This is a genomic window from Bacteroides reticulotermitis JCM 10512, assembly GCF_000517545.1.
Taxonomy (GTDB): domain Bacteria; phylum Bacteroidota; class Bacteroidia; order Bacteroidales; family Bacteroidaceae; genus Bacteroides; species Bacteroides reticulotermitis.
This window is the reverse complement of sequence record NZ_BAIV01000056.1, coordinates 1-12,116: the sequence shown is the minus strand read 5'-3', so window position 1 is coordinate 12,116 and position 12,116 is coordinate 1. Positions and strand designations below refer to the sequence as shown.

The following is a 12,116-nucleotide window of genomic DNA, read 5'->3' as shown; positions in this document are numbered from 1 at the left end:
CATCCTGTTTTTCCCCATTTCCATGTGACGGTGGATATTCTCGATAACGACAATGGCATCATCTACCAAAATGCCGACCACCAGCGTTATCGCCAACAATGACATCAGGTTAAGGCTGAAACCGAGCAGATACATGACAATGAACGTGGAAACGAGCGATAGCGGAATGGCTATGGAAACAATAATGGAATTTCGCACACTACACAAAAATAGTAGCATTGTAAAGGCTACCAGAATGATAGCTATTACAAGGTCGATCATCACGGAGTTGGAGGCTTCTAATGTAAATTCGGCATTATCAGCCGCTATCATAAAATCTAACCCGGAGGCTTCATATTCTGATTCTAAGGCATCCAGTATCCCCCGTGTAGTTTCGGATATTTCTACGGTATTGGCATCGGTAGAACGTTGTACTGTAATACCAATAGACGGTATTCCATTTATCCGGCTAAGGGTTTCGATCTCCTTGCTTCCGTCGTGTACGTCCGCAACATCCTTCACTTTTACGGCTGTTCGATCAGGCATATACTTCAATATCACATTCTCAATATCAGCAAGGCTGCTATATTTCCCCTGTAAACGAATTTGCGTTTGTTTATTGTCGCTTTTAATCTTTCCCGTAGGAAAATCAAGGTTAGAGTTAATCAATACATTACTAATGTCGAGAATGGAAAGCCCGTATGCCGCCATTCTTTCCTCATTGATATTTACCTGTATTTCACGTTCATTCCCACCGATAAGTGTAACCTGTGCCACCCCCGGTATTCTCTCCAAAGCAGGTTTTATTTCGTGGTCGATGAGGTCATAAAATTCTGTTTCGCTCATATTTGCGACTGCTCCGATTGTCATAATGGGAATATCCGCGAGGCTAAAATCATTTATAGAGGGTTCTTTCACGCTCTCCGGCAGGTCGGAACGTATGGCATTTACCTTTCGCTGTGCATTTTGAAGGGCTTTATCCAAATCACTCCCAGCCTTTAACCGGATAGTTACCAAAGAGAAGTTCTCTATTGAGGTAGAGGTAATTTCTTCAATTCCTTCGATAGAAGAGACGGCATCTTCTATCTTTTTGGTTACGGAATTTTCCACTTCACTGGCTCCGGCTCCCGGATATAGGGTGCTGACGGAAATAACGTCAAACTCCATGCGGGGCATTAATTCCCTGTTAAGCTGTGTCAAAGAATAAACGCCGAAAAAAGCGAGTATAACAAACATCACGACAACAGTAGTCGGACGAGTGATTGACATTTTTATGATGTTCATGTTTTATAAGTTTAGAATGGATACCTCTGTACCGTCAATCAAATTGATTTGTCCGCTTTTTACAACGACATCATCGGGCGATATACCATCGGTTATTTCAATATATTCTCCGTCCGAAATGCCAACCTGTACGGCTACTTTATAGGCTTTAGAATCCCTTATCACAAATACCTGCGGGTCTTTCATGCCGCCTACAATCGCTTCCCGGCTTACTACGGGAGTATTGCGGTTGTTCCCGTCCACATTAAAAATAGCGGTGGCGAACATACCGGGCCTTAGCCCCTGATGATTCAATACCAATTCGACCGAATAATAGTATTGGTCGTTGCTTTTAGGAGAAATAGCCTCAATTCTGCCTGTAAATGTGCTGCCGGGATATACGTCTGTCGTAATGACCGCTTCCATGCCTGTTTTTAGCTTCAATACTTCTTTTTCCGTTACGTTGGCATACATTCTCAATGCTTTATTATCCACAATATCAATAACACTACTGCCAACGGAAAGCAACGTCCCTTCCTCGAAATAATCTTTGTTAATGACCCCGGAAGCGGGGGAGGTAATGGTCGTATTACATAACTGGTCTTGTAAGTCGGTTATTCTGCTCTCGATACTGCGTAGGGTAATTTGGGCATCTTCCAGTTCCCGTACCGTTACCGCACCTATGGAAGCGAGATTTTGGAAACGCTCCACATCTTTTTTCGCTTTCGCTAGATCCAATTCGGAAAGCCGCAGATTTTCCCGTATTACGTTGTTTTCAAGTTGTGCGATCACGGTTCTCCGGCTGACAACATCGCCTGCCTTTTTGTGTTTTCTTATAACAATACCCTGCGTCTTTGAATAAACAGCCACCTCGTTTTCCGAATCAATACGACCGTTCACGCTTATTTTTTCGCTCAAATCAATATATTGGGGTTTCTCAACCATGACGGGAACTACTGTATTTACGGTCAATGATAATTCGGCATTCCGGTCAATGGTTTGTTTATTATCGACCAGCTTCCATGCGATAAGGCCGACGATGGAAACAGTTACTATAATTGGGGTTACTATTTTTGATTTCATTCTTAATTGTTACTTAATAAGTATTTAAGTGTACCACTTGCTTTCAACAAATCTATTTCTGTCTTTTTGTAGCGGATGAGTTCTGTGGTATAGGCTATTTTTACTTCATGCAGAGAGGTTTCCGTTTCAAGGAGGTCTGTTATACTCGCCAAACCTTCGGTGTACAATGCCATTGTCTGGCTATATACTTTCTCGGCCAGCTTCAGGTTCTCGGATTGCACCTGTACCAATTCGTAGATTACTTCCATTTGATTTTTCGCGTTCAGGTAATTGGCTGACAGGGTTTGCTGCGTTTCCCGAATATCCCAATCCAATCCTTGCAGTTGTGTTTGTTTCTGTCGTATCCGATTTCGCTTGCCGAAACCGTCAAAAATTGGAATTGACAAGCGAACACCGACAACGGCAGAACTATACCAGGGATCTCTTGTGAGATTAAGCCTGTTTGATTGGAATTGATACCCGGCAGAGGCTATTGCCGACAATGTTGGCATATACTCCATTTTATGACTATGGATTTCAAGTTCCAACATTTCTTTTTGTTTGTTCAATACGTCGAGTTCTATCCTGTTTTGCGGCTGTGAATAGCCTCGAAGTTCGGATAGACCAATGTTTTGAACTTCCGAATCGTCCACATCAAAAGCATCTTCAATGGGAATACCGATTAGGATTTGCAGATAACGTTTCTGCTGCAATATGACGTTTCCCATATTTTTACCTCTTGCCCGTAAATTGGTCAGGTTTACTTTAATACGGTTCAAATCGACTTCCCTCGTTACGTTTTCTTCCACTCGCTTTTCCATTAGCCGATAAAGCGAATCCTGCATGGATACCATATAATGAATGTTTTCCAATTCCTGCATACTGTTAAGAATGTCATAGAAGGCATTGCTTACATCGAAAATAACTTCTTCTCTTGTCATAGCTGCCCGAAGACTTTGAAGTTCCTGATTGTTCTTGGCTATCTTAATCCCCGTAAATAAGGTGGGCGAAAAGATTATTTGTTCAACGGAAACGCCAAAATCCAATTCGTTCTTTGAACCCATCTGAACAGGGATTTGCATTCCGCTCTCGCCGATAAGTTCGCCGGGCAACATCGTTGTGGGTAAAACCAAACTATGGTCGAAACCACCCGAAGCGTTTATCTGCGGCAACACATTCGACCGGGCTTCGTTTATCTGATAACCAGCCTCACTGACATCGAGATTTGCCCTATGCGCGGCATAGCTGTTATTGATGGCAAAGTCGAGGCATTGCCCAAGCGTAAACTTCTCATTTGAATTTTGCGCCATGACACTATTGCCTGTTATCAATAGGGCAAACAAAACCTGAATCGTCCTCATTTCCCGAAATTGTATTTGATTCCGAGAGACACGTATGGGGAAACAGCGAAATAATAATCATTATCCGCTGCAAACACTCCCTTCAAAGTTCGGTCGCTGTAAGAAGCCGGACGGAACAGGTTTAGCCCTGCCATAGCAGTCATGGATAATCCGGTTTTGCCAACCTTTATTTCGGGACGAAACCCCGTAACGATATATTGGTGGGAGAATATGACATCTTTGCCGTCCTTTTCAAGCAAAGCTGCCTGTCCATTCATTTCTAAAGCATACGATAGTTTAAACCAATCGTTGAAACTATAACCTGCTGATACGTCCAAACCTTCGACCAGCTCTACATTCATATCGAACTTCCCATCAAGTTCCCAATTAAGATACACGGCAGGGAATATCATCGGATAACCCAATGAACTATTGATAGCCACACCGCCGCCAATAGATAGATTGGGTTTCAGGTGGCGGATGAAGATAATTCCGCCGCTTCCAAGTACGTGCTTGAACCTGATTTTAGAAAGATCGGCCGAAGGAGCGAGTACCGCCACGCCCGCACTTGCCCGCATCGACCATTTGTCGTTTAACGGTCGTAAGTGGTAAAGCCCTACCTGTAAATTCATGATTTCGGAAACCATATCGTCCGTGAAATTTTTGTTGTTCAACGAAGTGTACGACCCGCCAAGACCAATCCCCCAAGCAGTCGGACGATTGTTCTCATTCAGTTTCACGGATAGGGGCATATTGAACGCTCCCTGATAAACTACGGCAGAACCTTTGGCATCGCCTATTTTTTCTCTTGCTTTTCGCCGGGAGGCAGGAAATAATAACCGGAATTTCCGAGATATTCGGTTTTGAACGATAATTGTTGTGCTTTCCCTTCCAGACATAGAAGGGTTCCCAATACTACTAAGAACAATGATGCTAACTTCATGATTTTTAATTTTATGTGTTTATACTCGTTTAATTTTTCAGCAAAGGAACGATGAATAGCGCAATGCTGAAAGCGAGAAACCATAGAGTTAAGAATCGACAAAGTGAAATGCAGAAAAAAGGGCATGGAATTTTTCCATACCCTATTCAAAAAGAAGAATAGTTATTTTGGGGTTATTCCAGAATCCCATCCATCCATTTTAGGAAGTCGGGCACACGTACACGGCTGACTAAGACCTCGTGTGGACAGGCAGGTTGGAAGGAGAGTTTCAAGCGACTGTTAAAGTATTTGGCAACATTCTCGATTGACTTCACATTGCCGATACAATTACGCGATACACGGAAAAACATACGGCTATCAAGCTGCTGTTCTAATTGGTCTAACGTGTAATTGATGATATACCGTTTATTGTGAAAAGTATGTAGGAATACAACCCCTTCTTCACTGTAAAAATGAGCAATATCCGCCGTTTCTATATAATGATAATTGTCTCCTTTTGATATTAAGAAACGGTTTTTGTTTTTGGTGGCTAATAACTGCTCAAAATTCTTAGGGTCGGTTTTGTGAGAATTATTATGGAAGATATTCTCAAATTTGGTTAATGCCGCTTCTAATTCCTTCTCATCAAAAGGTTTTAACAGGTAATCAATACTGTTCAACTTGAATGCTTTGATAGCATGCTCATCGTAAGCGGTGGTAAATATCACAGGCGTGGAAACTTCTACATGATTGAATATCTCGAAGCAGTTGCCATCTGCAAGTCGTATATCCAACAAGATCAGATCGACAGCAGACGTTTTCAGAAACGCAATGGTATCTATGACTGTTTTTGTCCGCTTTTCCAACGAATAATCGGGACGAAGTTCTGTCATCATACGTTTTAATTCTTCGTATGCAAACCGCTCATCTTCTACTATCAGGTACTTCATAGCTGTATATAGGGGATTTTTACAATAAACATTTGGGGTGTATGCTCGACAACTACATCTTGGGCATATAATTTATATTGCTTTGTGAGATATTTCAACCCGATTCCGCCTTTATCCACATCATTCGAGGGCTGGATATTGTTCTCCACTGTAATGTATTCTCTTCCGATAGTAATTTTTATATCCAATGGCATTTCTTCGGTTGCTACATTGTGCTTGAATACGTTTTCTATCAGTAATTGCAGGGTAAGCGGAATAATCATCTTCTTTTCACTGGCGCACGTTTTGTTTACCGTGAAAGTAAAAGAGTTCTCAAACCGCATCTCCATCAGGAAGATATATGATTCCAGCGCATCCAAATCTTCCTCAACAGAAACCATCGGTCGCCTATTTAGGGAAAGCACATACCGATAGGTCTTTGACAAGGCTTTGGTAAATTTGTTCGCATTGTTCGGATTCATATATATTAATGACGACAGCACGTTGAGTGAGTTGAACAGGAAATGGGGATTTATCTGTGCCCTTAATGTTTCATGCTCGAACAGCAATGCTTCACGTTTTGCTTTTTCGGAATCGGCTATGGCTTTTTGTTCAGACTGAAAATACCAGATCAGTTCAAAAGCCAACAGGATAGGAATATTGTTTGTCATTCCAAATGCAAATTTGACAAGGAAAGAAGGCAGTCCATCTTTTGAAATAAGAAGTACATCGTATATCAGGTAATTAAACATACCTAATACAATCAGGCATATTACGATTACCCCCACAAAGTCCGCTATGATACGGAATAATATGTTTTTGGAATAGGGTATATATTTATTCAGGAATAGTAATAATATGTAATCTGCGATACACATGGTAAAGATTACGACATAGTGAGATAACAACTGAATCAGAAATTTATCCCCTAAATCTTCTTTCATCATAATAGCGCTGAAAAGCATTTGGCACAAAGCATAAAGCAGTGTGGCAAACAGAAAAATAAGCGCATGTTTTATATTTATCTTTTTAATCTGTATCATGGTTCAAAAGTAGATTTTTCGCAGGATATTTAGGGTAAATCTCCTGATTTTTCTGATGAACTTCATTATTTGGGGAATGAATTTAAGTTTTTCACAAAAAATGGGGTTATTCTTTCTTTTGATATTCGACCATTATAATACCGGAAGAATAGTTTTTACTTTCTATTAATTCCCATTTTGATTCTTTAGGTTGTTCAGGAAATAAAGGAACTCCTTTACCAAGAACAACAGGAATATAGGCTATCCGCATTTTGTCCACCAAATCGGCAGCCAGCAGCATAGAAACTAACTCGCCACCACCAAATAGCCAAATGTCCTTTCCCGTTTCATTACGCAAATCGACAATGCGTCCAATCACATTTTCCGTAATGAATTTAATGTTTCCTTTCTCACCCCAATCGTGGCGGGAAACTACATAGACTGCTTTGTTGGCATACGCACCCATCGCGTCCATGTTCGACAATTCACGCCAAGAACGACCGCCCATAATAATAGTATCAATCGAAGCCATAAACTCTTTATAACCGTAATTCATTTCTTTAGTAATGGGAAATTCCGAAAGCCACTCGATACCACCGTCTGGTTCGGCGATTCGTCCGTCAATAGACACGGCGATGTAAAGGATAATCTTTTTCATCTTGATAATATTTGCGTTATTTACTCTTGTTATGTTCGCCGGAGTAATACGCAAAAAAGAATACGTGGAACTCACACTGCTCCGTCACTGGTATGCCCAAAGAAGAAAACAGGCAAGTCCACGCCATACTTTCGTATAGCATGAACATTGCGCATCTGTCTCACTTCTTTTTGAAAATTACCAGTTTTCGTGACGAGACGTTATGCGAACGTTATGTTATATCTAACGGAATTAATCCGCTATTATTCTAATCTTCTGGTGCAAAGGTACAAATATGTTTAAGATAATAAAGTCCTTTCAAGTCAAATTTTAGTGCATGATACATTTAGCACCAATTACTTATAACCTGAACAATTCTTCCAAAAGAAATAAGGTTTAAATATTATAATTACCCAATTGGGTATTTCTGATTTTATCATACTGAATAACCTATTTTTTGCCTTTAATGAACATTTTTATCTGCTTCTGAATTTATTGCCGAAAAACAGTCATGCAAATCACTTGGATAATTATCTGTATAATTGGTATTTATGATAGTGCCAAGAAAAAGAGATACCCAATCATCTATCGGAATACCATGCAGAAAAACAACTTTTCCCGATACAATAAAAACCCTATAATCAGCAGAAAATAAAAAAGTCAAAAAATAGTGTACTAAACTTGTGAATACAGGTAATTTATCCTGCCGACCTTTGTCATGTATCAATAAAACAAAGGATTATGGGAATAGTAATTATGAAATCGGGAGCATTTCAGGCGCTTATGGACAGGATAGAGACCATTGAAAAATATATCTATCAAAAGGAACCGAAGCAACCTCCCTTACAGGAAATCTGGCTGGATAACGAGGTGGTCTGTGCCTACCTGAAAATCAGTAAACGCACCCTGCAACGTTATCGCAGCAACGGAGTAATCACCTATTCGCTGGTAGGCAGGAAAACTTATTATGCCATTTCGGAGATAAAGCGACTGCTGGAAGAAAAACGCATCCTGCGCAGTGGCGATTCGTTGGACGAACTGGCCGCCAAAGGATTGATGACTTTGCCTAAAGATTGACCATGTATATAGATAAGGAACATTTCGATGGCTGGATGCGGCGTATCATGGAGCGTTTTGATAAGCTCGAAAAGATGCATTCGCCCGCACCTGTGCAAAATAGGACACTCCTTCCCGATGGCGATATGCTGCTGGACAATTTCGACCTCTGCCAGATGTTGAACGTGAGCAAGCGCACCCTGCAACGCTACCGTTCTTCCTGTGAACTGCCCTTTCAGATGATATACCACAAAACCTATTATAAGGAATCTGATGTTATACGGTTTATAGAAAAACATTTCAGTAGTTTTCGGAATATGAATAAGAAAGGGAATAAGTAAAAAATAAAAATTCATTTTAAGAACGTATCTTTGCTCCCAAGAATAAAAAGTATGACTATGCAGACTGAACGAGAAGTCATTCCGGTTCATCGAATGGAGAGTCAATCTCCACTCGGATTGGAATTCAATTATATAGAAGTTAAAGATGAACATGACGAAATCATGATGAAGTGAGTAAGAATGTACTTCATCGGGATGATTATTATATGTTCTTGTTTATGGATGATGCATCAGCTTTGTTTACAGTGGATTTTGAAGAATTGGAACTGCAAAAAAAATCTGTTTTATATGTTTGCCCCGGGCAAGTACATTTTGCGACTTCAATTTCAGTCGCAAGAGGTTGTTTTTTGGCTATTGATCCTATGTTGGTCGGGAATGGTTACAAGAGCCTGTTTGAGGGACAATTTGCAACACAAAAACCACTCGCATTGGACACCTCTGCTATGGCAAAAATGGGGGAAACTGCCAGATTGCTCCATTCCGTGATACAGGCAGAGCCAACTATATTCGGCAAAGATGTTATTCTAAGTTTGGCGAATGTCTTTATTGGGGTTATTGCCGAACAATACGCCAGTCAAAAAGAAAACACATTGCATAATAAATCACGGTCGGCATGGATAGCTCACCGATTCAAAAGATTGCTGACAGAAAATTATAAATCGACAAAAAGTCCCTCCGAGTATGCTAAAATGCTGAACTACTCGCTTTCGCATCTGAACGAATCTGTCAAAAGTGTTACAGGCTTTACTGTTAGTCATTGGATACATCAACAGGTTACATTAGAAGCCAAGCGTCTACTTTATTATACAGACCTTGATGTGAAAGAGATCGCATTCAGGTTAGGCTATGAAGACCACACCTATTTTTCCCGACTGTTTTCAAAAACAGTCGGAATGCCGCCCGGCACTTTCAGATGCAAATTCCACGAATAGTCCAACTTATTCCTTTATTTCTCTATTTTCCGGCAGGTGATTATATCCTAATTTTGCAGGTACAAAATACGTTATAAATTACTTGTAAGAGAATGACTAAATATATAATTATTATAGCGAGTGTAGTTTTACTCATTATTATCCTCAGCTACTTTAGAAATAAACGTGCAAAAAGCAAAGTCATACATGTTATTGATGATAATTGTTCAGGATGCCGGGCTTGCATAAAAAAATGCCGTCATAAGGCATTGGAAATTTTGGATAATGAGGAGGGACGGCGTGTTGTTTTAAAGAATCCCCAAAAATGTACCGCATGCAGAGATTGTATTATTGCATGCAAATTTAATGCTTTGGAATTAGTAAATAGGAAATAGCTATAGCGCTCAATTTTGAACTACACCCCAAAAGTTAGAGATAAACTTTTGGGGTTCAGCTTAAATTTTCCGACAACTTCTCTTCCTTTATAACTTAATTCCTTTTGGCGCAGGATTTTCGACTTTGGGTGGGCTACTGCCTACTGTTCCAATAACGAAACGTCCACCGGAGTTGTCGGCTATCTCCCGAAGTCGTGCGGGAATGTAAGGCTGTCCGCTGTTAGTCTGCAAGGGCTGCCTGTTATCTTCCGGAGATTGCTTTTTATCGGCTGTAACCTCATTTACGGGCTGTCCTTCGTTTTCTTCTATCGGTTTAAGGGAAAGCTGTATCTTCCGGTCTAAGTCCGTTAATTCGCTTCTTAGGATAGATAATTCCGGCTCTTTGCGCCATGTACTATCCACCACCTCCCGGAGAATGGGAATATCCTTCGTCAGTTTTTCGTTCTCCTGCTGAAACTTTTCCAACGTCGGCTCAATAGTTCCCAGAGCGTTTATAAAATTCTGTGCTGCCAGACGTGGGTCGGTAGCCAGATTGCCATAGTTATACTGATACAGGTAATCGCCCTCGCCCCGAACATAGAAACGGTTTTGCACCATATCAAAGCCGTCTTTCATGGATGTTTCGCTTTTAACAAGCAGGTCGAAACCGTACAGGCTGCCAATCTTGTCAAACTCATTTACTGTGCGGGCGGTATCGGCAATGTGGTTCAGGTGTTTGCCGATAAATTTAATATCACCACCCTGAACGCCATCCAGTTGGATCGGATTCTTATACGAGCCATCCTCATTAAGTTGCACCCGACTTTTGAAATTCTCCAAATCTTTGCCGATGCGTTCTATCAAACCGCTGTTCTTCTCCACTTTTTCCAAAATATCATCCAACTTGTAACGGCTGGATGATTTGCCCCGCACGAATGCCTGCCGTTCGCTTTCCAGCGTAGTGATTTTCTTTTCCAGACGGGCTTTTTCCAACAATTCCGTATTGCCGGAAAGGATTGCCACATATTCTGAAAAGTTCATGCCTGTTTTCTCATCCATTGCACCCTCGTCGATAGTACGTGCGCCCATATTGTTGGACTTTAGTTGTTGGATAAAAAGCTGTTTGTTATGGAGCAACCCGAATTTATAGGCATCCAACGATTTCTCAACCGCATAAAGGATAACATCGACCTTATTATCAGCGTAGTATTTGGCGACTTCATTACCTGTACGGATACCTCGTCCATCGCGCTGGGTCAGGTCTGACGGCCGCCAAGGGCAGTCAAGATGATGAATAGCAACACACTTTTTCTGTGCGTTTACGCCCGTTCCGAGCATTTCGGTCGAGCCGAACATGACACGTATTCTGCCCTCCTGCATTTCCCCTATCATGCGTTTTCGCATACTCTCGCTGCTGGCGGCTTCCTGAATAAAGCGCACCTCATGGGCGGGAATGCCGTGGTCTTCGACCAACTTACGTTTTACCTCACTATATACGTTCCATTCTCCGGCTTTGTACGTGCTGAGGTCGGAAAAGACGAACTGCGTACCCTTATGCCGGTCGTATTTATAATAATAGTCGGCAATCATCCGGGCGCAATGACTGGCTTTATTGTCCACATGGTCGCCGAAACGGGTCGGATCGACCATACGCATATCGAGCGACATTTTACGGGCATAGTCCGTAGCAATCAGCATCTTTGCCTTATCTTCCCTATCGGTCAGTTTACCCCGGAACAACAGTTCCCCATCTCCGGTTTTGGCAAACTGCACCAGACGGTCGATAAATGCCGTCTGGTCGGGCGTTGGCGGTATGTTGTGCAGTATCTCGTTTTTCTCCGGTCGGTCTATACCAATATCGGCGGCGGTACGGAAATCCGTTATTTCCGAATAGAAAGCCGCCAGCTCCGGCACTTTGATAAAATAACGGAAGCGTTCTTTCTGCACAATCTCATTCGTTACCGAAAACTCGTAATCAATGGATTTCTTGGCGAAAACGGCTGCCCACGCATCAAAGGTTTTGAGGTTCTGGCGTTCCATCTCCTGCGGACGGAGATATTTAAACAACAGGTATAATTCCGTCAATGAATTAGATATGGTTGTACCTGAAAGGAAGGTAGCGCCCAAATCGCGCCCCGTTCGTTCCTGAATGGTGCGGATGGCAAATAGCATATTCAGCGCTCTTTGCGAGCCTTCGGGATTTCCGAGGCCAGCCACCCGGTCATGACGGGTATTGAATGTAAGGTTCTTAAATTTGTGCGATAAATCCAAACTTTCGGA

At 41.6% G+C, this 12,116-nt stretch carries 12 protein-coding genes; 4 read left to right on the top strand and 8 right to left on the bottom strand.

Annotated elements, in window-relative coordinates; all coding sequences use genetic code 11:
* The 7 genes from JCM10512_RS20475 to JCM10512_RS20445 all read right to left on the bottom strand — a co-directional run.
* Window positions 1-1,263, bottom strand: a 1,263-nt coding sequence (locus JCM10512_RS20475; RefSeq protein ID WP_044165742.1) for an efflux RND transporter permease subunit, incomplete at its 3' end; no start/stop codon positions are given.
* A 3-nt stretch (window positions 1,264-1,266) separates the two neighbouring features.
* Window positions 1,267-2,325: an efflux RND transporter periplasmic adaptor subunit gene (locus JCM10512_RS20470; protein WP_044165740.1), complete on the bottom strand. Its 1,059-nt coding sequence runs from the start codon at window positions 2,323-2,325 to the stop codon at window positions 1,267-1,269.
* A gap of 2 nt (window positions 2,326-2,327) precedes the next feature.
* Window positions 2,328-3,614 carry a TolC family protein gene (locus tag JCM10512_RS20465; RefSeq protein WP_158332250.1) on the bottom strand — a complete coding sequence of 429 codons (1,287 nt, stop codon included), beginning with the start codon at window positions 3,612-3,614 and terminating at the stop codon, window positions 2,328-2,330.
* Window positions 3,615-3,661: 47 nt separating this feature from the next.
* Window positions 3,662-4,543 carry a DUF6268 family outer membrane beta-barrel protein gene (locus JCM10512_RS20460; protein ID WP_244437394.1) on the bottom strand — a complete coding sequence of 294 codons (882 nt, stop codon included), beginning with the start codon at window positions 4,541-4,543 and terminating at the stop codon, window positions 3,662-3,664.
* Between the two features lie 217 nt (window positions 4,544-4,760).
* Window positions 4,761-5,516 carry a LytR/AlgR family response regulator transcription factor gene (locus tag JCM10512_RS20455; protein WP_044165737.1) on the bottom strand — a complete coding sequence of 252 codons (756 nt, stop codon included), beginning with the start codon at window positions 5,514-5,516 and terminating at the stop codon, window positions 4,761-4,763.
* Entirely contained in the window at window positions 5,513-6,538 is a 1,026-nt protein-coding gene (locus JCM10512_RS20450) for a sensor histidine kinase (protein WP_044165735.1), read from the bottom strand. Before JCM10512_RS20450 ends, JCM10512_RS20455 begins: the two co-directional genes overlap by 4 nt.
* Window positions 6,539-6,644: 106 nt before the next feature.
* Entirely contained in the window at window positions 6,645-7,175 is a 531-nt protein-coding gene (locus JCM10512_RS20445) for a dihydrofolate reductase family protein (RefSeq protein ID WP_044165733.1), read from the bottom strand.
* A 720-nt stretch (window positions 7,176-7,895) separates the two neighbouring features.
* On the opposite strand from JCM10512_RS20445, the gene JCM10512_RS20440 reads away from it, so the two are divergent.
* The 4 genes from JCM10512_RS20440 to JCM10512_RS24980 all read left to right on the top strand — a co-directional run bounded on the left by JCM10512_RS20440 (window position 7,896) and on the right by JCM10512_RS24980 (window position 9,857).
* Window positions 7,896-8,231 carry a helix-turn-helix domain-containing protein gene (locus JCM10512_RS20440; RefSeq protein ID WP_044165731.1) on the top strand — a complete coding sequence of 112 codons (336 nt, stop codon included), beginning with the start codon at window positions 7,896-7,898 and terminating at the stop codon, window positions 8,229-8,231.
* A 2-nt stretch (window positions 8,232-8,233) separates the two neighbouring features.
* Window positions 8,234-8,551, top strand: coding sequence for a helix-turn-helix domain-containing protein (locus tag JCM10512_RS20435; RefSeq protein WP_044165729.1), 318 nt, complete (start codon window positions 8,234-8,236; stop codon window positions 8,549-8,551).
* Between the two features lie 218 nt (window positions 8,552-8,769).
* Window positions 8,770-9,483 (top strand): helix-turn-helix domain-containing protein, encoded by a 714-nt coding sequence (locus JCM10512_RS20430; protein ID WP_158332249.1) that lies wholly within the window; start codon window positions 8,770-8,772, stop codon window positions 9,481-9,483.
* Window positions 9,484-9,575: 92 nt separating this feature from the next.
* The gene (locus JCM10512_RS24980) at window positions 9,576-9,857 is read left to right on the top strand and encodes an ATP-binding protein (protein ID WP_081741567.1); all 282 of its coding nucleotides are present in this window, start codon (window positions 9,576-9,578) and stop codon (window positions 9,855-9,857) included.
* 87 nt (window positions 9,858-9,944) lie between these two features.
* On the opposite strand, the gene JCM10512_RS20425 is transcribed toward JCM10512_RS24980, so the two are convergent.
* A partial coding sequence (locus JCM10512_RS20425; protein ID WP_044165726.1) for a helicase-like domain-containing protein occupies window positions 9,945-12,116 on the bottom strand: 2,172 nt, incomplete at its 5' end.

Excerpts from the sequence above, each read along its gene's own strand:
- JCM10512_RS20450 (WP_044165735.1), bottom strand. The coding sequence starts at position 6,538 with ATGATACAGATTAAAAAGATAAATATAAAACATGCGCTTATTTTTCTG.
- JCM10512_RS20465 (WP_158332250.1), bottom strand. The coding sequence starts at position 3,614 with ATGGCGCAAAATTCAAATGAGAAGTTTACGCTTGGGCAATGCCTCGAC.
- JCM10512_RS20430 (WP_158332249.1), top strand. The coding sequence starts at position 8,770 with ATGGATGATGCATCAGCTTTGTTTACAGTGGATTTTGAAGAATTGGAA.
- JCM10512_RS20435 (WP_044165729.1), top strand. The coding sequence starts at position 8,234 with ATGTATATAGATAAGGAACATTTCGATGGCTGGATGCGGCGTATCATG.
- JCM10512_RS20470 (WP_044165740.1), bottom strand. The coding sequence starts at position 2,325 with ATGAAATCAAAAATAGTAACCCCAATTATAGTAACTGTTTCCATCGTC.
- JCM10512_RS24980 (WP_081741567.1), top strand. The coding sequence starts at position 9,576 with ATGACTAAATATATAATTATTATAGCGAGTGTAGTTTTACTCATTATT.
- JCM10512_RS20440 (WP_044165731.1), top strand. The coding sequence starts at position 7,896 with ATGGGAATAGTAATTATGAAATCGGGAGCATTTCAGGCGCTTATGGAC.
- JCM10512_RS20445 (WP_044165733.1), bottom strand. The coding sequence starts at position 7,175 with ATGAAAAAGATTATCCTTTACATCGCCGTGTCTATTGACGGACGAATC.
- JCM10512_RS20460 (WP_244437394.1), bottom strand. The coding sequence starts at position 4,543 with ATGTCTGGAAGGGAAAGCACAACAATTATCGTTCAAAACCGAATATCT.
- JCM10512_RS20455 (WP_044165737.1), bottom strand. The coding sequence starts at position 5,516 with ATGAAGTACCTGATAGTAGAAGATGAGCGGTTTGCATACGAAGAATTA.